This is a genomic window from Ignavibacteriales bacterium (genome assembly GCA_016709765.1).
Taxonomy (GTDB): Bacteria; Bacteroidota; Ignavibacteria; order Ignavibacteriales; family Ignavibacteriaceae; genus IGN3.
In genome coordinates, this window is sequence record JADJMD010000013.1 from 815628 (window position 1) to 839686 (window position 24059).

At 34.0% G+C, this 24059-nt stretch carries 14 protein-coding genes; 5 read left to right on the forward strand and 9 right to left on the reverse strand.

Features of this window, described 5'->3' with window-relative positions; translation table 11 throughout:
• Nucleotides 1-26 precede the first annotated feature (26 nt).
• The 7 genes from infB to IPJ23_13190 form a co-directional block, all read right to left on the reverse strand.
• A complete protein-coding gene (gene infB, locus IPJ23_13160; protein ID MBK7631625.1) occupies nucleotides 27-2675 on the reverse strand; it encodes a translation initiation factor IF-2 in 2649 nt (882 codons plus the stop codon).
• A 22-nt stretch (nucleotides 2676-2697) separates the two neighbouring features.
• On the reverse strand, nucleotides 2698-3945 hold the full coding sequence (gene nusA / locus IPJ23_13165) for a transcription termination factor NusA (GenBank protein MBK7631626.1): 1248 nt from the start codon (nucleotides 3943-3945) through the stop codon (nucleotides 2698-2700).
• A gap of 15 nt (nucleotides 3946-3960) precedes the next feature.
• Nucleotides 3961-4416, reverse strand: a complete 456-nt coding sequence (locus IPJ23_13170) for a hypothetical protein (GenBank protein ID MBK7631627.1) — start codon at nucleotides 4414-4416, stop codon at nucleotides 3961-3963.
• A gap of 121 nt (nucleotides 4417-4537) precedes the next feature.
• Nucleotides 4538-5179: a T9SS type A sorting domain-containing protein gene (locus IPJ23_13175; GenBank protein MBK7631628.1), complete on the reverse strand. Its 642-nt coding sequence runs from the start codon at nucleotides 5177-5179 to the stop codon at nucleotides 4538-4540.
• Nucleotides 5180-5290: 111 nt separating this feature from the next.
• Complete coding sequence (locus IPJ23_13180) at nucleotides 5291-5602, reverse strand: hypothetical protein (protein ID MBK7631629.1); 312 nt, start codon at nucleotides 5600-5602, stop codon at nucleotides 5291-5293.
• 1 nt (nucleotide 5603) lies between these two features.
• Nucleotides 5604-7295 (reverse strand): hypothetical protein, encoded by a 1692-nt coding sequence (locus IPJ23_13185; GenBank protein ID MBK7631630.1) that lies wholly within the window; start codon nucleotides 7293-7295, stop codon nucleotides 5604-5606.
• Between the two features lie 10 nt (nucleotides 7296-7305).
• Nucleotides 7306-9606: a hypothetical protein gene (locus IPJ23_13190; protein MBK7631631.1), complete on the reverse strand. Its 2301-nt coding sequence runs from the start codon at nucleotides 9604-9606 to the stop codon at nucleotides 7306-7308.
• Nucleotides 9607-10034: 428 nt separating this feature from the next.
• Here IPJ23_13190 and IPJ23_13195 point away from each other — a divergent pair, with 428 nt between their 5' ends.
• The gene (locus IPJ23_13195) at nucleotides 10035-11972 is read left to right on the forward strand and encodes a T9SS type A sorting domain-containing protein (GenBank protein ID MBK7631632.1); all 1938 of its coding nucleotides are present in this window, start codon (nucleotides 10035-10037) and stop codon (nucleotides 11970-11972) included.
• Between the two features lie 86 nt (nucleotides 11973-12058).
• Here IPJ23_13195 and IPJ23_13200 read toward each other — a convergent pair whose 3' ends face one another.
• Entirely contained in the window at nucleotides 12059-15241 is a 3183-nt protein-coding gene (locus IPJ23_13200) for a TonB family protein (protein MBK7631633.1), read from the reverse strand.
• A gap of 154 nt (nucleotides 15242-15395) precedes the next feature.
• Here IPJ23_13200 and alaS point away from each other — a divergent pair, with 154 nt between their 5' ends.
• From alaS to IPJ23_13215, 3 genes are all read left to right on the forward strand, one after another.
• Complete coding sequence (gene alaS, locus IPJ23_13205; protein MBK7631634.1) at nucleotides 15396-17981, forward strand: alanine--tRNA ligase; 2586 nt, start codon at nucleotides 15396-15398, stop codon at nucleotides 17979-17981.
• A 195-nt stretch (nucleotides 17982-18176) separates the two neighbouring features.
• Complete coding sequence (gene radA, locus IPJ23_13210; protein MBK7631635.1) at nucleotides 18177-19523, forward strand: DNA repair protein RadA; 1347 nt, start codon at nucleotides 18177-18179, stop codon at nucleotides 19521-19523.
• Nucleotides 19524-19746: 223 nt separating this feature from the next.
• Nucleotides 19747-19998: an RNA-binding protein gene (locus IPJ23_13215; protein ID MBK7631636.1), complete on the forward strand. Its 252-nt coding sequence runs from the start codon at nucleotides 19747-19749 to the stop codon at nucleotides 19996-19998.
• A 66-nt stretch (nucleotides 19999-20064) separates the two neighbouring features.
• On the opposite strand, the gene IPJ23_13220 is transcribed toward IPJ23_13215, so the two are convergent.
• Complete coding sequence (locus tag IPJ23_13220) at nucleotides 20065-22473, reverse strand: carboxypeptidase-like regulatory domain-containing protein (protein ID MBK7631637.1); 2409 nt, start codon at nucleotides 22471-22473, stop codon at nucleotides 20065-20067.
• 194 nt (nucleotides 22474-22667) lie between these two features.
• On the opposite strand from IPJ23_13220, the gene IPJ23_13225 reads away from it, so the two are divergent.
• On the forward strand, nucleotides 22668-24038 hold the full coding sequence (locus tag IPJ23_13225; GenBank protein ID MBK7631638.1) for a hypothetical protein: 1371 nt from the start codon (nucleotides 22668-22670) through the stop codon (nucleotides 24036-24038).
• Nucleotides 24039-24059 lie beyond the last annotated feature (21 nt).

The window sequence follows — 24059 nt, forward strand, 5'->3', positions numbered from 1 at the left end:
TAATTTTTCACTCGGTCTAAAAATAATTATGCTAACGTTTTCTTAGTTTCAATAATTTTATATGCCTCAATAATATCGCCAACTTTTATATCGTTAAAGTTCTCAATATTTAATCCACACTCATAACCGGCATCTACTTCTTTAACATCATCTTTAAATCTTCTTAAATTACCAATGCCACCTTCATGTACAACAATTCCATCACGAATTAATCTAATCTTATTATTTCTTGTAATCTTTCCTTCAAGCACATAACATCCGGCAACCGTTCCCGATTTTGGAACTTTGAATGTATCACGTATTTCAATTGAACCTGTAACTTCTTCAGAAATTAACGGTGATAACAATCCTTCTAATGCTGATTTAACCTCGCTAATAGCGTTGTAAATAACGCTGTAAAGTCTGATATCAACTTTTTGAGTTTCAGCAAGTTTTCTTGCATTAATATTTGGACGAACGTGGAAACCAATAATAATTGCATTTGATGCCGCAGCAAGAAGCACATCGCTTTCAGAAATTCCGCCAACACCTTTATGTATAACGCGAACAATCACTTCCTGATTGCTAAGTTTCATCAACGAATCCGAGAGAGCTTCAACAGAACCATCAACATCACCCTTTACGATAAGTGCAAGTTCTTTAACTCCGCCAATGCTAATTTGTTTTGCAAGTTCATCAAGAGTTATATGATGAATTTGTTTTTGATCTTGTTCACGTTTTAACTGTTGTCTCTTTAAACTGATTTCACGTGCTTCACGTTCAGACTCAAGAACAATAAAAGTATCACCCGCTTGTGGCGCGCCTTCAAATCCAAGAACAAGTACCGGTGTTGACGGAGGAGCTTCTTTTACCTTGTTTCCTCTTTCATCAAACATAGCTCTCACTTTTCCGTGATGAATTCCCGCAACAAATGGATCGCCAATTCTTAAAGTTCCTTTTTGAACAAGAATGGTGCCTGTTACTCCACGTCCTTTATCTAATTCTGCTTCTACAACTGCGCCACGTGTAAATCGGTTAGGATTTGCTTTTAAATCAAGTATATCCGCCTCAAGAATAATTTTTTCAAGCAGTAGATCAACATTTAATCCGGATTTTGCCGAAAGCTGTACTGACTGATATTTACCGCCCCAATCTTCTACAAGCACATTTCTATCAGCCATTTGTTGTTTAATTTTTTCAGGATTTGCTCCGGGTTTATCAATTTTATTTATTGCAATAATAATCGGAACACCGGCAGCTTGAGCATGATTTAACGCTTCAACAGTTTGAGGCATAACCGCGTCATCCGCTGCAACTACAAGTACAACAATATCAGTTAACTGTGCGCCGCGTGCTCTCATCGCAGTAAATGCTTCGTGACCAGGCGTATCAAGAAAAGTAATCTGTTTTCCATCACCAACATCAACTCTGTAAGCACCAATGTGTTGAGTAATTCCGCCAGATTCGCCCGCAACAACATTAGTTCTTCTTATATAATCTAGAAGAGATGTTTTACCATGATCAACGTGACCCATTATTGTAACAACCGCAGATCTAGGTTGAAGCTCTTCCTCAGAATCAATAATATCTTCTAAAATTTCAGAAGTGTATTCTTTCTGAAATTCGACTTCAAAACCAAATTCATCCGCAACGAGTGTAATGTTCTCTACGTCCAGTCTTTGATTTATGGAAACCATCAAGCCAAGACTAATACATTTAGAAATCACATCACCAACTGGAACTTCCATAAGGTTAGCAAGTTCGCTCACAGCGATGAACTCATTAACTCTGATAATGTTTTTATCTAGTGTCTTTAACTCTTCTAACCTTTCCTCTTCTGCTTCTCTTTCTCGTCTTTTCTTTTTCCTAGATGAGGCTCTATTTGTAGTTGCCGTATCATCCATGCTTAACATAGTTTTCTTTATTGCAGCCTTAACATCCTTTTCATCAATCTCAAATTTCTTAACACGCTTGCGTTTTTTAGCTACAGGTGTTTCTTCTGTGGTAACTTCTGTGGTGGTAGTTTTCTTTTTAGTTTTTGGTCTTTTCTTTTTCTTAACTGCATCAGAGGAAGAATCACTTGTTTCGGGCTTGCTATCAGTAGGTTTTTGAGTTCCCGGAAGTCTTTTTACTTGCGGCTTGGTCTTTTTCTCTTCACCAAGATCCATTTTGCCAACAACAGTTAAGCCTCTTTTTTTACCCTCTTCTTTATCCTTTGGAGAAATAAACTTTTTCGGCTCTGGGGTTGCGGTTGTTTTTTTCTCAACTACTTTTTCAACCTTTTCTTCGGCAACTTCAGGTTCTGAGGTTACTTCAGATTCCGCGGCATCAACTTTAACTGCTTCTTCAATTGGTTCGGGAGCTTCTTCAACAGAAACATCAGTAATTACTATTTCTTTTGATTCATCATCCTTAACCGGTTCTTCTTCAATTTTAGTAACTTCTTCAGTCTTTTCTGATTTATCAGCACGTTTTTTATTAAAATCCGCAATTTTTTTGTAATGCTGTTCAGCTTTTTCTATATCTTTTTTAAAATGAGCATTAATCTCGATTATCATTTCTTCAGTAAGAACTGATTGGTGAGATTTAACAACATGTCCTTTAGTTTTCAGAAACTCAATAAGATTTTCTGAAGAAAGATTTATCTCTGCTGCGAACTTGTATAATCTAATTTTGGGCGATTTTGTTTCAGACATTTATTAGTTACCTTTTCTTAGGCTATTCTTCTTCTTCAAACTGCGATTTAATTATTTCCAGTATCTCTTCAATTTTTGCTTCATCAAACTCTTCAATCTCTTTAAGTTTTTCAGGTCCAGCGGTTAACACTTCAATTGCTGTATCATACCTGTGATTGATAAGTATTTCATAAACTTCCGCACCAAGTTCTTCTTTTATATCGATTAACTCAATGTCTTCTTCATATTCTTCAAATGGCTTCTCTTCACGTAATATTTCAATTTCATAACCAGTTAATCGCATTGCTAATCTTATATTTACACCATTTCTGCCAACGATTAGTGAAACCTGATCGCTATCTGCGGTTACAATTGCTTTTTTCTCATCTTCATCAAGCTCTATTTTTTTAAGCTTAGCCGGAGCTAAAGATTTTTGTATAAAAATTATAGGGTCATCAGAATAACTAACGACATCAATATTTTCGTTGTTAAGTTCGCGTACAATAGCGTGAATTCTTACACCCTTCATTCCCACACAAGCACCAACTGCATCTATTCTTGAATCTTGAGATTCAACAGCAATTTTAGCTCTTTCACCAGGTTCACGAGCTATTGATTTAATCTCAATAATTCCGTCATAGATTTCCGGGATTTCAATTTCAAACAATCTTCTTAAAAACATATTGTCTGATCTTGAAATAACGATAACAGGTCCGCTGTTTCCTTTTCTAACCTCTTTAACGATAGCTCTTATCGTTTCACCTTTTTTATACTTTTCAAAAGGTATTTGTTCGTTACGCGGTAGTACAAGTTCATTCTTGTTATGATTAACAAGAATATCATTTTTTCTTATTTGATAAATATCTCCGACAACAATTTCACCAAGAAGTTCATTGTATTCGTTGTAGATAATTTCTTTTTCAAGTTCACGTATTTTTTGATTGAGACTTTGTTTAGCAAGAACTACAAGTCTTCTTCCTAAAGATGCAAGTTCAATCTTTTCAACAAAATCTTCTCCAACCTCAAGATCGTCTTCGTTACCTTTTTTATTAACTTCTTCAAGACTTATTTGTGTGTTGGGATCTTCAACAACATCTACAATTTCTCGCTCAAGAAATATTTCGATATCGCCTCTATCCATATTAACAACTACATCAAACTTTGCCTCTTCACCGAATTTTTTCTTTACAAGTATTCCAAATATTTCCTCGAGTATTCCACCGAGTACGTCTCTATCAATGCCTTTTTCCCTTACCATTTGCGCAAAGGATTCGACAATATCGTAATTCATTTACTTTCTCCTATTCTAAGAAAAACTAATTATAACTTTTGCAGTTGTTATGTTTTTAAATTCAATTAAAAGTTCTTTTTTATCAGAAAGAAAAGTTAACTCTTCTCTTTCAACGGACAATAATTTCCCGGTAATGGTTTTCGTTTCTTCACCGGCTTTGTAAGTAACTTCAAAATTTCTGTTGATGTGCTTTGGAAATTGTTTTAGGAATTTAAGCGGTCTATCAACACCGGGAGTAGATACGTCTAATCTATAAGCTTTTTGTATAAAATCTTGTTCTTCAATTTTCGAATTTATTTCCCTGCTTATTTCAGCAAGATTATCGGCATCAACGTTTTTTTCAGTATCTACAAAAATCTCAATAATCTGCTTTCTGTTGTCGCCCCTAAAATTAATATCGATTACAAAAAAGTTTAGCTTTTCTGCAATTTCATCACAAATTCGAACTATATTTTCTTTAATTATATCCATACTAACAAAAAACGCCCTCAAAGGGGCGAATCACATAGCCAAAAATAGGATTAATTATTATGACAAACAAGAAATTGTTTTAAGCGGATCTGCCGAAAATGGCTGATTTTTAACTAAAAACTTACTTTAGAACCATCATCTTTTTTGTGGATATAAAATTACCAGATATTAATCTGTAAATATAAACTCCGCTTGCAAACTGTGATGCGTTGAAATCAACTTCATAATATCCCGGCTCTTTTTGCTCGTTTACAAATGTGTTTACTTCGTTGCCGAGTATATCATAGACCTTTAATACTACGTTTGACATTTCGCGATTGACGTTTGACGGAATACTATAGCGAATTTTGGTTGTTGGATTAAACGGATTTGGAAAATTCTGTTCTAATTTATATTCCGTTGGCACTCCGTAGTTAAGAACAAATTGTTTTGTTAGATAAACGCTTTTGTTATCAGAAATCATAAACTCAATTGTGTCTGCCTTAGCCTTTCCGATATTATAGTTTACATCAAAATTAAAAATTGCTTCTGTTTCTGTGCCTTGAGTAATATTTTCAATCGTTTTTTCTGTTTGATTGAAATTTAAAAATTTGGAATTCTTGATTAGTTTAACCTCAAGATTACTTGCAGATTCAGTTGAAGAAACATTTGATAACTGCAAAACTATCTGGTTATTTTTAACTCCTGGCTTTACCTCGTAAGTGTTTTGTGCTGCTATTATTGTTGAGAGCAGGATTACTGTTAATACTATTTTTATCTTCATTTTATAATTCCTTTTTTCTAATATTTTTTCTCTGTGTTACTCCGTGGCTCTTCGTGTAAGGATTTCCTTCAATCCATTTCACACAGAAACACAGAGTTTGATTTTCATTGTTTACGGAATATTCATTAATATTTCAACCAAATTGTTTCCAGAAATATCCTGCTGTTTATCCAGACTAACATTCCCAAGTGTTGCTCTAAAACTTAAGTTTGCTGGTAATAATTCTTTAGTTACAATCCCATCTATGTTTGTTGTTCCAAGATTTCTCCACGCACCGGAATAGTATTTTACATCTGCATTATTTATCGGTTCATTATTACTTGTCTTGCTTACCTTTACAGAACAAAGCACAGTACTAAAATCCACAACAGTATTTGTACTTAAGTTTTGCTGTTTATCTTTTGAAACATATTCATAAGTCATTCTAAAACTGTAATTGATTGGCAGTAGTTCTTTGTAAGCAACTCCATTTGATGTTGTACCGAAAGTTCTCCACGCACCAGCGGTGTGGCGGGGGGGGGGGGTGGGGTGGGGGGGGGGGGGGGGGGGGGAGCAGCCCGTTTGTGGTTGTACCAAAACTTCTCCACGCACCAGCATAGTATTGAACTGTTCCCTGATCTATGAAATTACCAAGACTATTTTTTAATTGTACTGCTGCGTTTACTGTTGTAAAAGTATAAGTATTGTTTTGTGCTGGAACATTATCCACTTGCTGACTTGCATACTCGTAGAAAACTCTAATACTTACTGTTGCTCTTGTTGTTATAACTGTAAAAGTTCCATCTCCATTGTTAACAGCATCTTTCCAGCTTCCCTCATAATACTTTACATTACTTGCTGGTATTTGTGTACCCAAACTGTTTTTTAGGTTTACAACAAGGTTTGGATTTGCTGGCGGCTCCGGCAGCCTGTCTAAAATGTACTGAGCATTCCAGTAAAGAAATTTCCAGCCTTCTATTGTTACAAAACGCGCGTCTGTATTTAGTGAGTCTTTATAAACATTATCCACCAAATCCTGAAATGCTTTTACCTGAACTCTGCAAGCAAGCGAGTCTCCGTTTTGTAAATTAGTTTGGGCTGTTGTTAAAACGTTTTTTAGTTCGTTGGAGAATGTTAAATCGCCAAGCCAAGAGTAGTCGTATAAAACATCGATGAATGAAATTGTAGTATCGATACTTTGAATTGTATTCTCTGTAACTGGTTGCTTAGGTATAACTCCTGCGACATATATGGCGATCCCTTGTGCACGGTGTTCATTTTGTAATGGTGGTTTATAAGTTTTTAGAATATAAAGCCTTTCCGGTGTATTTAGTCGAGTAGCTATTGTTAAGGCAACCTGAGGTCGCATAATACTATCACTATCCATATATAATTTATAGATAAGAAGTGTATCTAAACCTGAGTAATTTAATTCTGTCAAGTAATTTAAAGAAGCACCTCTAATTGAAACTGATGGATCAAATAGGAATGAATTGATGATTAAATCCGTCATACCTAAACCATATTTATCTTTAAGGAAAGACAATATTCCAGATCTTGGGTTGCCTAAACCGTCTGGCAATGATTTATAATTGTTATTGTTAAAGAAATATAACAGTTCCTCTTTTGCTTGATTTTCAAATACTGGATTATATAATAGCTTTGATAATAATGATATTATCCCAGGGGTTATAGTTTGTTGTTGTTTATCTATATTAATTATCTCAAAAATATAATCTACTCTGGAATAATCATTAAAGTCTATTAGTATACCTGAAGCAATTGCTTTGACTTTTAAACGATCTATTTGTTTATCAATATCAGCGAAATAATCTATAGTATCAATAAAATGTTGCGCTATATTATATAGATTTGGAGAATTTAAGGTCTCAAGTGTTCTTAAGAATGAATAAACAAGTTTTGGATCTCTTTGTAAAAAAATTCGTGCCTCTAATGCTGAAGCATATTGATACAGTCTTTCTTGATCGATTATCATTGAAGCCTCCAATCGATCAATATATTTAGGACTATCTAATTTCCTAATAAATGGGTCTTGCTCCTGTGCAAGGCTAATAAATGAAATATTTACTATTATTAGTAATAAAAAAAACAACTTATATATTTTATATTTTTTCATAAAATTCCTCTTAATAATTTAGAAGCCCCATCGAACAGCCTAATGAATTATTTACTGCTTCGATCTGACTATTAATTACATCCTTAACTGTTCCCCTATTCTGGACATCCAACTCATACTTGTCCCACCCACCAATATTTTTTACGAGATCTTTAAAATCTTCAAAACAATCATTCTTAAAATCTAAGAAATTTCTTTCTAAAGTATTTTGCCAAAAAGCTTTTGCAGATTCCTTGGTTTCAAATTCCGCGCACACTGCGCCTATATATTCCAAACCATTATAGAACTCTGTTTTTTTATTATCTAATGATCTTTGATAGTCGCTTATATGTTCCTGTTCGTGTGCATAAATTATATTCTTAAAATAATAACAAGGGGTTGCGTGAGTTCCATATCCAGCGGTTGCACTTAGAATGTCCTCAATCTCATCACAGGTTAAAGTATCGGCCAAACCAGTCCAATCATCAATAAATTGACAACCTCCTGGAGCATGATCTTCACAAATTGTTAAGCTATAATTTACTTTAAGGGTGTGATTATCATTAATGTTAAACCATAGTTTTTGTCTTTGATCATTGTTACATAAACTTAAATCAAAAGAATATAATGTGTCCGTCCAAAACGCATTTACACCCTCTAATTGTCCAATATTAGGAGTACAAACATCACGGCCATAATAACCATTTGGGACTTGATTAAGTAATATATTGGGTAAATATTCACTTGAGTTACAAATAATTAAACTATCACACCAATCCCCATCCTTTTTAACAACCACATCACCAAAACCTTCAAGTAAAATTGGTCCGGGGATTATCCAATCAGGGGTTATTATTTCATCATCATTCTTCTTGTTTTCATTATCATCAACAACTTCATTTTTATTTGTCTTTGTATTGTTCCTTATCATACTTGCAACAGGAAATCCGCTTTCTTCAGTGCTCACTTTTATTCTAATTTTTGCAGAGTCTGTTCCTGTGCTGTCTCTGGTTATTATCTTAAATCCTTGTGGTATGTTTGAAAAGGTTGTTAATGTATCATTGCTCAGGCTGTCAAGTATCAAACCAAATTCTAATCCTTGCACAATCTCTACATTAAATACTTTATCTGCTGCAAAATCTTCTAAACCGTTTACTCCTCTTTTCTTTAATACAACTCTTGCTGTATCGCCCGGTGATACTACAGATGGAATTATCTGCACTTCTATTTCATTTGGATAAATAATTATTGTTGCTTCTATTGTGTCTATGTTTTCATCATTTGTAAATACTTTTACTATTACTGTATCTGTTTGTGATAGAATTTCGCCTTCAGTAATAAAATCCAAATACTTCTCACCATCTTCCTGCAGTGTTAGGTTTGTAAGTGTATCTCCGCTGTTACCTGAATCGTAATCATAAAGCAAGCCTCTGTTGCTGCCTTTTTTTATCAGTGCTGTGTACCTGAGGTTTTCTGATACATATGGCGGACAAATACTGGTGCTGTATGGTTCTATTATTAAAGCTCCAACTCCACCACTATAGACAATTCTTGGTTGATCAGGAACTCTTATCTGGAATTGTTCCTGCGGATTTACTACAAGCTGCTGGTATTTTATTAAGCCTGTCCAATCACTCTTTATATTTATATCCAGTGGTGTTGAACCAATATATGTGATATCCTGCCTTAAGTGGATGCTGCCTAGTTCATTGAACATAAAAGTAACTGTGTCTTTTTTCTGGCTGTTTTTGTAAAATGAAACAAACTCTCTGCCAGTTTCAATTGTAAGGGTAATTGAGTCCTGTTCGGTATTTATTTCTGCAGTTGCGTTGCAATTTCTACTTGTTGTGATGTAAATATCTTCATAACTGCCGGGGCAGATTTCACTAGCATATATTGAAAAGTTGTAATCTGTTAAAACCGGCGATTGGTAGTGCGTGTTAAAGTAAGCATAGGAACTGTATGTCGCTTTCTGAGCCTGAAAACTTGCTGAGCGGATTAATTGCTCATCATAATATAGTTGATATGTTCCTGTTATTGTTGGTTGATTCGGGTTAAGACTTCCAAAACGGAATTGTATCTGGTAATTCTCATATCCCGGACTTGTAAGCGAGAAAGTATTTGATCCTGTTGTTGATGATGCAGATGAATAACTATTCTGATCACAATCCAGATCATAATACATTATCCAGCCAGGTAAAGATGCAGGCGACCATTGAATATCAACTCTTATAGTATGATTGCTTAAAGGAGCATCCGGTAATATTATACCCTGCGGATTGATCTCCACTTTTTCTTTAATTATTACTTGTGCGGGCACGAAAGATGGCATAACCACAAGCGAGAGAAGAAAGACGAAAAACGTAAAAGCGAGAAGCGAGAAGCGAGAAGCGAGAAGCGAGAAGCGAGAAGCGAGAAGCGAGAAGCGAAAACTTGCTTAAGTTGTTTTGCTTGTCAAGAATTTTTAGAACCAAACTTTTACCCATAAAGTTGCTCCCTGGTTATAATTTTGCTGAACAGATATAGAATCGTAAAATTCTAAGTCCAACCTATTGGAGGAAACAGATTTTGTCAATAGTTAGTTTACACTATTTTTAAAGTAAAAATTGCGAAAATTGATTAAATTTATTTGACAACACTAAACTGTTAATAAAACAGAAAGAAAAATTATTCTTTGTGCATCTTCAACAATAATCACTTATTTTAAATAAGAAAAATCATCAACATATAAACTTTAAAGACTATTAAAGGACTATATATATGAACAAACTTTTTACATTTTTATTATCAATTCTAATAAACCAAACAATTTTGTTTGCGCAAAGTAATCCCTTACCATTTGGAAGAACTACCCTTTTTGCAGGATCAGGTTTATGCGAAGTTTGCCATGCCAGCGATGGCGCTAATGTTATGACTGTAAACGGACTTGATGTTTCACCAATAACTTATTGGCGCTCAACTATGATGGGCAATGCAAGTAAAGATCCTTTTTGGCGTGCAGTTGTTGCTGAAGAAGTTCACAGGTTCCCCACATTGCAGCAGACAATAGAAACAACCTGTACAAAATGCCACTCGCCAATGGGATATACCGAAGCCCTTTTTAATGGTGCAACAAATTACTCAATCGCTCAAATGAAAGCGGACCCGATTGCAAACGATGGTGTAAGCTGTGCAGTTTGTCACCAAATAAAACCTGATAACTTTGGAATGGTTACATCTTATTCCGGCCATTATCAGATTGATCCTGATAGCATAATTTACGGACCATACCCTGATCCCGAACTTAATGCAATGACTGCAATGGCCGCGTTTTTGCCAGTTTATACCTCACATTTAAATCAATCAGAGTTGTGTGCAACTTGCCATACTTTGTTTACGCCTTATTTGAATAATCAAGGGCAAATTGCCGGAGAGTTTGCGGAACAAACTCCGTACATCGAATGGAAGAACAGTATTTATCCTGCACAAAATATTCAATGTCAGGATTGCCATATGCCGATGATAAATGACCCAGTTGATATCGCTTCAATTCCACAATCTCATCAGGTTTATCGTTCGCCTTTTTGGAAACACGTTTTTGTCGGCGGTAATGTTTATATGTTGCGAATGTTAAAAGATAATATATCAATGTTGGGATTAACTGCGTCGGCTGAAAATTTTGATTCTACAATTGTTCGTGCAGAAGAAAATCTAACAAAAAAAGCTGTTGATCTTTATATTACAACAACTTATGAAAATGATTCTTTAAACGTTTTTGTAAAGATTGAAAATAAGACGGGACATAAAATTCCAAGCGGAATTCCTTTCCGAAGAATGTGGGTACATTTAAAAGTTACTGACCCCACAAATAATGTTGTTTATGAATCCGGCAAATATGATGAGTTGGGTGAAATTGTTGGATTGGATGCTGATTACGAACCACACTACGATTTAATTACGAATGAAAATGAAATCCAGATTTACGAAGGTGTAATGGTTGATGTTGATTTGGCAGTTACAAATACATTGCTGCGTGCTTCACAATACATTAAAGATAACAGGATTCCACCAAAAGGATTTACAACAACGCATTCAAGTTATGATACTGTTGCAATATTCGGCGGTGCTGTAACCGATCCAAACTTCAACAAAGAAAATTCAATAGAAGGAACCGGAAGTGATATTATTAATTATAGAATTCCTGTTACTAACGAAACCACATACAAAGTATTTGCGGAAGTTTGTTTCCAAACAATAAAACCACGAGTTGTTGATCAGCTTGCAAGTATTAGCGAACCGGACATTACGCAGTTTATTGGTATGTACAATAATTTGCCAAATATTCCGTTTATTCTTAAATCGGATTCAGTAAACGTGCTGGTTTCTGATGTTGCAGATGATGTCAGTACAATAAAGAATTTTAATATATCACAAAATTATCCAAATCCATTTAACCCAAGTACAAAGATTAATTACCAGATACAATTAGCAAGTAAAGTATCACTAAAAATATTTGATGTACTTGGAAACGAAGTTGCAACCTTGGTTGATGAAAATAAATCTGCCGGAAATTATGAAGTTGATTTCGTAGCGCAGTTCGCCACAGGAAACAGTTCTGCGGCTCTGCCGAGCGGAGTATATTTCTATAAATTAGAAGCGACACCAAACAACGGCAGCAATGTTTACATAGAAGTTAGAAAGATGGTGCTGTTGAAATAACAATTAAGAAAATAATTCAAATTTAAAATTAAAAAGGCGGTTCATTTTGAATCGCCTTTTTTTATAATCAAAGTCGAGTAACAACTTTATTTTTTAAACACTATAGGTATTGTAACCTGAACACTTACGTTCTTTCCTCTTTGCTTGCCGGGAACAAATTTACTGTTGCGGACGGCATCCATAGCAACTTCATCACAACCGGAACCAATACCTTTAACGGTATTTACAGAAACTACTTTTCCGTTTTCATCCACAATAGCCTGTACTATAACTTTTCCTTCAACGCCAACTCTTTTTGCTATTTCCGGATAAACAATTTTACCCTGTAGCCCTTTTATCCCGCCAATCAACTCAGGCATTTCTTCGACAGCAACAAAAAATGCAGGCTCTTCTTCAACCTTTTTTATTTCTTTTGGCGGAACAACAGTTTCGGTTTTTGCAGCAGCTGTTTGTGTAGGAACAATTTCTGTGCTCGTTAAATCCTCCTTAACATTAGATGCAAATAAAGTGCTTTCTTCTTTTGTAGATATTTCGGGTAAAGGCACTATTATATCTTTTTTACCAATCATGGTTTCCTTGGTTACAGCAGTTTCGGTTGTATTACTTCCATTTTCTACTATTGCATTTTCGGTTTCTATTGGGGGTTTAAAATCAGTATTGAGAACAAGACTTGTTTGGCCAGCAAAATTTATTTTTTCTGAACTGCGAGTTGTACTACCAACAACTTTAACTGGGGTTTGCATAAAATTAAAATAAACAAATACCGAGGCTGCTGCTAGAACAGCAAACAGTGCAGCAGAAACCAATATGTTTCTTTTCAATTTTTTGCGAAGCTTAATAATTTCTTTTTCGTAAGATTCTGCTTCACTCAATTTTACCGGTTCTACTTTTTCTTCATCAATTTTTGATATTATCTCATCAACATTTATAGATTGGGTTAAATTGCTTACGGGATCAACTATTGGAGCAACAGTTACTTTTTTTACTTCTTCAGCTTTCTTTACATTCTCAGTAAAAACTGTTTCTCTAATTTTTAAATTTGATCTATCAACGGTAGGTTTAATTTGTTTAAAAGCTTCCTCACTTTTTGAAATCTGGGGTTTAATTTCTTCTTTTTGTATAGGTGCATCGTTAGTCTTTAAATCAACCACAGCTTTTTCTTCAATAGGCGCTGCATTTTTAATAGGATTTACATTTTCAATTTTTGCGGCTACAAAATCTTTTTTAAAACCCTCTTTAACCGGCAAATTTGATTTGATTTTAATTTCCGGTTTTGCAACAATTGGAGCCTGTGGAGTTGACTTTGCAATTGCTTCTTCTTTAAGAGCTTCAGAAAATGTTTTCTTAATTTCTTTTGGAGGATCTATCGGTTTAATCTTTATTTCTGGCTTTTCAATAGCTGGGGCGGGTTGTTTAGCTTGAATAGGACTTGCCTCTTTATCAACAAAAACATTACTTCTAGTAATTTCTTTTGGAGGTAGGTTTGTTTTTATTTTTATATCAGAATTATCAACAGGCACAACAGGTTTTTCTTTAACCGCATGTTCTTCTTTTAATGCTACGTTTTCTGTTTTGTGAATTTCTTTATCAGTTTCATTTGGCTTGTTTAATGTTTCTAGATTATCAGTAGTCAAAGTCGTTTTGCTCTGAATATTCTTTTCATCTTTATCAACAAAAGGACTGTTTTTTCTAAACTCTTTTGGCGGCTCATTTGTTTTGATTTTTATATCAAAATTATCAACAGGCACAACGGGTTTTTCTTCAACAACTTTTTCAACTTTTGCGTTAACCGGATTGATCTCTTTGCTGTTAGATGGCTTATTATCTTTTCTAAAAATTTCTTTTAAATTGATACTGCTGTTTGGGATCAAACGATTCTTAATCACAACTTCTTCTTTAGCTTGTACTGGCTTTGGTTCTTCAATAATAATTGAAGGATCATCATTTTCAATTTCTAAATTTTGCTTCACACTTTCGTTCGATGATATTTTATTTTGAACCAATTTATCTTCATTTATTACGGCATTAATCACCTGTTTTATATCAGCAGAGGAAACTTTTGTGTCAATAAAACTTGATGGTTTTTTAACCGGAATTTTTTGGTAACTCTTAAATTTAATTTCTGTTTCCGCTTTTGCTATTGCCGTCGCTGTAACTGTGGTTGTGTTTTGGTCTACTTTTGTGTTTACATCAACATTATCCAGATTCCTTAAAATGCTTAATTCTTTTGGATCACGTTCTCTAAATTTGATGTGAAAACCGTCATTTTTTTCAGCTTTTGCTTCTACTATCCTTTCCAATTTGGTTTCTTCCATAGTATCCGTTTTTGCTACAACCATTTCTTCTGGTTTCGGTATTTCAACTTTTTCAGGAAGTGGTTCTGGAATTGAATTTATTACTGGCTCAACAACAGAAATTTCTGAAGCAACTATCGGGTAATCAACATCACTGCCCTGCAAAATCTTTGTAAATGCAATTCTTAGCTCAGTATTAAGCTCGTGTGGTGGTTTTACGGCTGGAATAGCAATTGCAAGTAGTGCAGTTAAGTTTTGATACTCACCATATTCTTTCCACAAAAAATCAGGATCGTTATTTCGTATTTGATTAAATAGTATTCTTTCTTGATTAGTTAGACAGCCAAGTGATTCTAACTTTGCAAGATTTAGAATTTCTTTATTAATTTTAGCATCCTCAGCATGTCCGGTGTATTGGCTGTATAGATTTTCCATTATAGCCAAAGTTTTTTGTCTTACCGTTGCCGCCGTTACATTTAATCTTTTTGCTATTTCCTCTTCATTCAACCCTTCAAAATAAATAAGTGATAAAACTAAATTTTGCACCTCAGAAAGCTGACTTTTATAAGATTTAATTTTTTCGCTAAGTTCATTTCTTTCATCAAGATTTATCAAACTTATTTCTTGCGATAGATTCGGAAGTATAAACTCAATTTCATAATCATCAGAATAGATTGGAATGTCTTCAACAAATTTCATTCTTTTTAATGTATCAACAGAAATATTTCTTGCAAGCAGTGTAAGCCAAGTAAAAATATTATTACTTGTAGTGCTGTAATAATCAATCCGCTTTAAGAAAACGGAAAAAACATTTAAAAGAATTTTCTCAGCTTGTTTTGGATTTGTAACTATCTCCTTAATCAAAGAATAAATAGTTGCTGAGTAGCGATTATATAGCTGATCAAATGCATCGGAGTTATATCCAACTATTTGAAGAAGTAATTCACTATCGGGTGTTTGTTTGTTTTCTGACATAATTACAATCGTTTTTTGTTTACAAGGATTGTTTTTTATGCAATTTTATTGCCAGAACTAAGTTTCCAAAAACTTTGATAATGCTTCAATATCAAGTTCCCGCTTAAGTACTTATTTGTTATTTTTACCTTCAAAATTTATTTCAAAGGTAAATATGACCTCACGACAAATTCGTCAGCAATTTTTAGATTTTTTTAAGGAAAAAGAACATCGCATTGTTCACTCCGCTCCGGTTGTTCCTTTTAATGATCCAACTCTGCTTTTTACAAATGCCGGAATGAATCAGTTTAAAGATGTTTTTTTAGGAACAGGAAACAGAGAATACAAACGTGCAGCAGATACACAAAAATGTATTCGCGTTTCAGGTAAGCACAACGATTTGGAAGAAGTCGGTCACGATACTTACCATCACACTTTGTTTGAGATGCTCGGCAATTGGTCGTTTGGTGATTACTATAAAAAAGAAGCAATTGGTTGGGCTTGGGAGTTGTTAACCGAAGTTTGGAAGCTTCCTAAAGAAAGATTATGGGCAACTGTTTATAAAGATGATAATGAAGCGCTTGAACTTTGGAAATCTGAAACAGATATAAACCCAAAGCATATTTTAAAGTTTGCTGAAAAAGATAACTTTTGGGAAATGGGTGAAACTGGTCCGTGCGGTCCGTGCTCAGAAATTCACATAAGTGTTGGCGATGATTTTGATAATCCTGATTTAGTAAACGCAGGTTCACCGGAATGTATTGAAATCTGGAATTTGGTTTTTATCCAGTATAATCGTGATGAAACTGGAATGCTGCATGATCTTCCAGCAAAACACGTTGATACAGGAATGGGATTTGAACGTGTGTGTTCAGTACTGCAAAAGAAAAAATCAAATTATGATACAGATGTTTTCACTCCGATTATCGATGCAGTTGTAACTCTTTCAAATGTAAAGTATGATAAAGAAGAAGATAGAATTCCGATGCGTGTAATTGCAGATCATATCCGTGCGCTAACTTTTGCAATTGCTGATGGCGCTGTTCCCGGTAATGATGGTCGTGGTTATGTTCTACGAAGAATTTTAAGACGTGCAGCTCGGTACGGAAGAAAAATAAATTTAAAAGATCCGTTTCTTTACAAACTTGTTGATATTCTTGCTGATAATATGGGAGATGTTTTTCCTGACGTTGTTGAGAAAAAAGATTATGTTAAAAAAGTTATTAAAGCAGAAGAAGAAAGTTTTAACGCAACCTTAGATCGTGGAATTGAATTGTTTGATGAAGTTGTTAAAAAATTAATCAAACAAAACATTAAAGTTATTCCCGGTGAAGATGTTTTTAAATTATACGATACTTTTGGTTTTCCTGTTGATTTAACAAATGTAATGGCACGAGAAATTGACTTTGCAATTGATGAAGATGGTTTTAATAAACTGATGAATGAACAAAAATCACGCGGGCGCGAAGCATCAAAAGATAAGTTTGCTTCTGTAAATGTTACTTTAAACGACCTTTCGGATTTTAATTTGAGTAGTTCTATTCCAACTGTTTTTACAGGTTATGATGAACTTAAAACAAAGGCAAAGATCATCGGAATAAAAAAGGATAATGAAAACACGTTAGTGATTTTGGATAAGTCTCCCTTTTATGTTGAATCCGGCGGACAAACAGATGATTTGGGAAAGCTAATTGCTGGAAATAATTCTTTTGATGTTGTTGATGTGACTAAAATTGATGGACTAGTTATTCATGTATTAAATTCTAATAAAACTGCGTTGTTAAAAACTGGAATTGAAGTAAGCGCAGAGGTTGATGAGGAGCGCCGCTGGGATATTATGCGTAATCATTCCGTCACTCATTTTTTGCACAAAGCACTAAGAACTGTTTTAGGAACACACGTCCATCAGGCTGGTTCGTATGTTGGTCCGGATAGATTACGTTTTGATTTTACGCATTTTGCAAAACTTACTACAGATGAAATTAATAAAATTGAAAAATTTGTAAATGAGCAGTTAAGAAAAAATATTCCGTTATCTCATCATCGCAATACTCCTTTTGAAGAAGCCAAAAAAATGGGTGCGCTAATGTTTTTTGGTGATAAGTATGGCGACAAAGTTAATGTTGTTCAGTTTGGTGATTTTACAATGGAATTTTGCGGAGGTACACACGTTCATAATTCATCAGAAATTGGTTTGTTTAAAATATTGAGCGAGTCATCTATAGCCAGCGGAGTGCGTAGAATTGAGGCTGTAACTGGTGCAGGAGTTGAAAATTATATTCAAGCTCAAGCAGAACATTTAAAATCATCAGAGCAAAAAATTGAAGAGTTGCTTGATGTTAAAAAGAAACATGAAAAAGAAATTGCCGAACTAAAAACAAAAGATAATCTCGGTCAGCTTGATCACATACTGTCACTTTCATTAGAAGCAAAAACCGTTAAAATATTTAAAGGTAAAGTTCACGCTGAAAATATGGATGAATTAAAATCTTTTGGTGATGAAATGCGTAATAAAATAAAAAGTGGAGTTGGTGTTCTTATAGCACAAATTGACGATAAAGTTGGAATTGTTGCTGTAGTAAGTGATGACTTAATAAAAGACAAAAAACTTAGCGCTGGAAAAATTGTTGGTGAGCTTGCAAAATTAGTCGGCGGCGGCGGCGGCGGTCGCCCTCATCTGGCAACTGCCGGTGGAAAAGAAGTAGGGCAGATTGTTACTGCTTTGACTAAAGTAGAAAAAATTGTTGGAAGTTTTTTGTAGTTCAATGTTAACTAAATGTCATTTCGACCGAAGGGAGAAATCGTCAATCTAATTAGTTTATCAGATTTCTCACCGAATAAAGTCGGATTCGAAATGACAAGCTCAATATTATTATGATTTTAAGGATTCTAATTATTAATTCATTGAATTTTTCTTTTTCATGTTTCACATTTGACGTTTATCGATTGACATATTATGAGTAAAACAAAAATAAAATACATTTGCTCCAATTGCGGGTATGAATCTTTAAGATGGATTGGCAAATGTCCCGAATGTGAAAGTTGGAATTCATTTACAGAGGAAATTGTTGAAACATCGCCACGCAAAGCAAACATTTCAAAATCTAAATTTAGTTACAGTAAAATTTTAGATATTTCTGCAAACGAAGACGATAGAGTAAAAACAGGAATCGTAGAGTTTGATCGTGTACTTGGTGGTGGGATTATGCCAGGCTCCGTTATTTTGCTCGGCGGTGATCCAGGAATCGGTAAATCAACAATAGCTATGCAGGCTGCTGCAAGCATTAAAGAAAAAGTATTATACGTAACCGGGGAAGAATCAGAAAAACAGATTAAACTTAGATCAAGCCGGCTAAAAGTAAAATCAGATTCATTTTTTGTTCAGGCTGAAACTGAATTATCAAATATACTTGGTGCTATAAAAGAAATCTCGCCGTCCGTTGTAATTATCGATTCAATCCAAACAACTTACAGAAACGAATTGGAAAATTCGCCCGGAACAATTACGCAAATCCGCGAATGTGCCGCAATGTTAATGGAAGAAGCAAAAAAAAATCATTACTCCGTGATCATAATTGGACACGTTACAAAAGAAGGAATGATTGCAGGACCAAAAATTTTAGAACACATGGTTGATACGGTTTTACAATTTGAAGGTGAAACAAATCATTCGTTTAGAATTTTGCGCGCACAGAAAAACAGATTTGGCAGCACGAATGAAATTGGCGTATTTGAAATGCGTGAAGATGGTTTGCGCGAGGTTACAAATCCAAGTGAGTTATTTTTAAGCGAACGGGAAAAACAAACTCCCGGTTCAGTGGTTACATCCAGTATCGAAGGAAGCAGACCAATTTTATTGGAAGTTCAGGCATTAGTTACACCTTCAAACTTTGGTTATCCTCAACGCGTATCAAATGGTTTTGATCAAAAAAGATTATCTATTCTGCTTGCAGTTTTAGAAAAGCGGGCAAATGTTCGCGCTTCTGTAAATAATGTTTTTGTAAATGTTGCAGGAGGAATTCGCGTTATAGAACCGGCTGTTGATCTTGCAGTTTGCGTCAGCATTACCTCAAGTTTGTTGGAAAAGGTTGTTGATAATCAAACTATAATAATTGGTGAAGTAGGGTTGGGAGGCGAAATCAGAAGCGTTGGGTATATAGAAAAAAGAATTGCTGAAGCACAAAAACTTGGATTTAAAACAGCCGTTGTTCCAATTGGAAATTTAAAAAGTTTAAAACAATCTAAATCAATAAACATAATTTCTGTTGAAAATGTTAAAGATGCGGTTGAAAAATTGTTATAAAATCTGCCTACACATTCTTTATTCCATTTCACAAAATCTAAATTAGAATTTAAAATTCACCACAAAATCCACTTAAAAAGATACAAGTTGAGACATAAAGCCTTTGTTTTGGGCTTAAAAGGCAGGATTAATAAAATTTTTTCTTTGTTTCTTAAAATATTAATATTATTTTATTCCCGCGTCAAATGGCGCATTTTTGTTCAATTAATTAAAGGTTCGTTTCGTGAGTACAAAATTGTTTGTAGGGAGTCTCCCCTGGTCAGCTAATGACGAAGATTTGCAGAATGCTTTTGCCGCACATGGCAACGTTATTTCAGCAAAAGTAGTTACTGATAAAGAGACACGCAGATCTAGAGGATTTGGTTTCGTTGAGTTTGAAACCGAAGCTGAAGCAACTGCGGCTATTCAGGCACTAAATGGTTCTGAACTCAAGGGTCGTAATATCATCGTAAGTGAAGCAAAACCCAAGAAATAAGTTCTGTTTATTTCGTTTGAGGCGCTCTTTTTAGAGCGCTTTTTTTTGCTCCTAAATAAATTACATCTACAACAGCGGCATATTTAATCCAACTCTAAAATTGTTTCCATCACGATAATTTAGCTTCCACATAAATTCTAATTTAAATGGCAGTAATCCTTGTCCAACTCCAAATCCAATTTCATAAAAAGGATGTTTAAATGTTTTGACAGGATTTGTTAAAATATTTGATGTTTCACTTGTAACATCAGTAATTGCTGCATTAAAAATTAAAGACAACATAATTTCCCAATTTTTAATTCCTGGAATGTTTGCCAATCTAAAAAGTTCGTCTCTAAAATCGTGAGTAAAATTTAATGTTAAAATTCTATCGCCAATAATTTCATTTATGTTTAAAGTTCTAAAAGTATGCGGATTAAATACAATATCAATATTGCCCGGCAGTGCGTATAAATCCTGGTAAGGTGTTGCGCCATCGGTTGATTTTGCATAGACAAATAAATTTAGAGAAGCAGATTTAAATGTTCTAAGAAATACTCTAGATGATAATTCATAAGTTGTAAACTTTAATCCGCTGTTCAGAAAATCGGGATTAGAATATGTAACATCACCGGAAAATAAAATGTATGATCTGCCTAGCGAAGTTCTTCTGCGAAAATATCCGTCTTCAATGTACTTCCTGAAATCAATATCAAATCCAACGTTTAAGGAGTTTATCTTCGTTTCATAAATTTTTGGATTAGGTCTGTATGATTTGTCTTTATTAAAAAAAGAAAAATCTGTTGTGTTGTATGCGCTGTTATCGGTTTTGTTTTTAAATCCAACACGCATATTTAGAATTGGGAGAACTTCCCCTTCAACTCCGAAAGAAAATCCTTTTGAATAATAATAATCTCTGAATTCATCTTTTGAAATTAATGTTACGAGAGTAGAAAATAGCTCGCCATAATTATCAGATTCACCGAACAAAACATTCATTCTGTTAAAAGCATTAAATTTTACTTTCCAGGTTCTATAATCCCCCAAAAGATATCCGGTACTAAAATCCTGCTTAAACTTATTATCGGAAAATCCGTAAGATAATTTTAAAGCTGAATTAAATCTTCTATTAAAAGCGTCGTCAACAAAAATTCCAAAATCTAATGCATGACCTTCGACCCGGGAAAAATGATACATCCCAAGCGGCGCACTGATTGAAATGTTTTTTGATAAACCAATTCTTGTATTAAGAAATGAAAAATCATCCCAGAAATTTTTTGGAATATTTTCTAAACTATCTATTCTGTTATAAGCTAATTCCTCCTCTAGCGTGTTGGGAATTGTTTGTGTGTTTTTCCAATAAGAGCGGTCAACATTGTCGGCTTCAGGTATTACTGTTACAATTGCTTTATTAAAAATATCATTGGGTAGTTTTTTATTGATAGAATAATTAAACATTATTGTATTTAACTCAAATCCAAACCTTACCAAACCTAAAATATTTGCTTTAACAAACAATCTATAATCGATAGGCATAAAAACATTTTCATACTCATCAAACTGCTGATAAATATTTACAGTATCAAATAGGTTTCCGGTATTTGCAGCTCGATTTAAAATAAAATCAACTTTTACTAAGTTGAATGTACTATCTTCAATAAAAACTTTTCCGACAAATCCAGGATCGGCTGTATTATCAGGCTCCATATGAATTTGATAGACTTTTTTATCGTTCTGTGCAAGCACATTTTCGATATAGAAATAATAGTACTGAAGTGCGTTATCGGAAATAGGGCCGGGTAAATCTCTACCTAAAAAATTTACGTCATTATCATAAAAATTTTGAATCAGTCTTCCGCCAGTTAAAGTATTAATTGAGGGCGGAAAGTTTGCGCTCTGTTTTCGTGCAAGTATTATTGATTTGAATTGATTTGGCCCTTCAAAATAATTGCGACTATGATTTTCAAGAATTCCGGAAATAATTAATTCTGTTGTATCGCTGCCGCCTAAACCAACTCCTATGCTATTGTCTCCCGCAGAAATATCTCCGGTGGTTCTAATAAGTCCTTTTGTGTAAGCTTCTACTTCATAATTTTGTATTTGTTGATTTCTGAATTTTCGTTTTTCAATTGCTTTGCGAATTATTTCTATTGCCGGATTTTCTCCAGGCTTTATTACAACTTCTTCTAAATCAACTTTAGTTTGTAAGAGGGAAAAATTAAAATCAGAAATGCTTTGTTTTAGATTCACTTCAAGAGTATCAGAATAATATCCTATAAAAGATGCAATTAGTTTGTAGGTGCCGGGTTGCATTTTAATTTCATACTCACCTGCAACATTTGCAGCAGAACCAATAGTTGAATTAATAATTCTAATGTTAGCAAAACTTAGTGGTTTGGTTGTTGTTTTATCTGATACTTTCCCTTTTATTACAAACTGCTGTGCGATTGTTGGGACAGATAAACAAAAAAACAGGAGGACTAAAACTGATTTCATCATAATCCAAAAAAATGATAATTGTATAGTTAATAATATCTAATAAGATAACTTCTTAAAAGACTAAAAATCTTATTTTGAATATTTTAATCACATAAAAGTAAATTGTTAAAACATTGATTTCAAAATTAAGTTGGGTATTAACTATATTTGTTTTGTCAGCATTTCATTAGAGTTAAAATCATGAGTTCAAAATGAAAAATATAATCGGCATAATGCGAGAAGGTATCAGTAAGCGCGGCGAACAACGCGTTGCTATCACTCCAAAATATGCTAAAGAAATTGTTAACTGGGGACACAAATTAATTGTACAATCTGCAAAGCATCCCAAAACATCCGAAATAAAAAGGGCTTTTAACGATAAAGACTATAAGCTGGCTGGAGCAGAAATTTCTGAAGATCTTTCAAAAGCAAAAGTTATTTTCGGATTAAAAGAAATTCACATTACTCGTTTACTTCCAAACAAGGTTTACTACAATTTTTCGCACACACACAAAGGGCAAATAAAAAACAGAGCAATGTTAAAAAAGCTTGTTGAATTTGATTCTACTTTAATTGATTACGAATTAATAACAGATGAAAGCGATAACAGGCAAATAACCGCCTTTACTTATAATGCAGGTTACGCGGGAATGGTGGATACGCTTTGGGCATTAGGAAAAAGACTAACTCATTTTGGTGTAAAAAATAAATTTGAATTAATACCCCAAGCCGTTGAAGGGCAAGATTTACAATCAGTAAAAAATATTATAAGTAAAGTAGCAAGAAATATAGAAAGAGAAGGAACAACTGATAAAATTCCGCCAATTATTGTTTGTTTTTTAGGTAAAGGCAAAACAGCTCATGGGGCACGAGAAATTTTTGATTTGCTTCCGCACGAAGATATAAAACTTTCTGATTTGGAAAATGTTTATAAGTCTGGATCAAGGAAAAAAATTTATGCACTTCAAATTAGAACTGATGAAATATATAGATTAAAAAAAGAGAAACAATATGTTTCCGAAACTTACTTCAGACTAAATGCATTTGAAAAAAGAAAATTTTATTTAGATAATCCAAATTATTTTGAAACAAATCTTGATACTATTCTTCCATACGTTTCTGTTTTGATGAATTGTGTCATTTGGTCTCCAGAATTTCCAAGATCAATTACAAAAAAATTAATGAAGGAAATTTATTCCAAAAGTAAAACTCTTATTGCTATTGGCGATATTACTTGTGATCCAAACGGCTCTATTGAATTTTCTAAAGAAACGTGGATTGACAATCCTGTTTATATCTATAATCCTAAAGATGAAACAAGAAAAGATGGCTTTGAAGGAGAGGGAATTGCGGTAATGGCGGTTACAAATCTTCCCTGTGAGTTTTCTGCCGACGCTTCAACACAGTTTAGTGAAAATCTATTTCCGTTTTTAAAAGATATTATTTCTGCTAACTATAAAGACAGCTTGCACGATTCTAATCTACCAGTTGAAATAAAACGAGCTGTAATTATGTGGAAAGGAAGGCTTACAAAACGGTATTCTTATATGAAAGAATACATTGAAAATATACATGAACATTAAAGCATTCGAAAGTAAAACAAA

What these genes read in the sequence shown, in the direction of transcription:
- IPJ23_13195 (MBK7631632.1), top strand. Translation starts at nt 10,035, where the DNA reads ATGAACAAACTTTTTACATTTTTATTATCAATTCTAATAAACCAAACA.
- IPJ23_13225 (MBK7631638.1), top strand. Translation starts at nt 22,668, where the DNA reads ATGAAAAATATAATCGGCATAATGCGAGAAGGTATCAGTAAGCGCGGC.
- IPJ23_13180 (MBK7631629.1), bottom strand. Translation starts at nt 5,602, where the DNA reads ATGACTTATGAATATGTTTCAAAAGATAAACAGCAAAACTTAAGTACA.
- IPJ23_13185 (MBK7631630.1), bottom strand. Translation starts at nt 7,295, where the DNA reads ATGAAAAAATATAAAATATATAAGTTGTTTTTTTTATTACTAATAATA.
- IPJ23_13200 (MBK7631633.1), bottom strand. Translation starts at nt 15,241, where the DNA reads ATGTCAGAAAACAAACAAACACCCGATAGTGAATTACTTCTTCAAATA.
- IPJ23_13220 (MBK7631637.1), bottom strand. Translation starts at nt 22,473, where the DNA reads ATGAAATCAGTTTTAGTCCTCCTGTTTTTTTGTTTATCTGTCCCAACA.
- IPJ23_13175 (MBK7631628.1), bottom strand. Translation starts at nt 5,179, where the DNA reads ATGAAGATAAAAATAGTATTAACAGTAATCCTGCTCTCAACAATAATA.
- infB (MBK7631625.1), bottom strand. Translation starts at nt 2,675, where the DNA reads ATGTCTGAAACAAAATCGCCCAAAATTAGATTATACAAGTTCGCAGCA.
- alaS (MBK7631634.1), top strand. Translation starts at nt 15,396, where the DNA reads ATGACCTCACGACAAATTCGTCAGCAATTTTTAGATTTTTTTAAGGAA.
- IPJ23_13170 (MBK7631627.1), bottom strand. Translation starts at nt 4,416, where the DNA reads ATGGATATAATTAAAGAAAATATAGTTCGAATTTGTGATGAAATTGCA.
- IPJ23_13190 (MBK7631631.1), bottom strand. Translation starts at nt 9,606, where the DNA reads ATGCCATCTTTCGTGCCCGCACAAGTAATAATTAAAGAAAAAGTGGAG.
- radA (MBK7631635.1), top strand. Translation starts at nt 18,177, where the DNA reads ATGAGTAAAACAAAAATAAAATACATTTGCTCCAATTGCGGGTATGAA.
- nusA (MBK7631626.1), bottom strand. Translation starts at nt 3,945, where the DNA reads ATGAATTACGATATTGTCGAATCCTTTGCGCAAATGGTAAGGGAAAAA.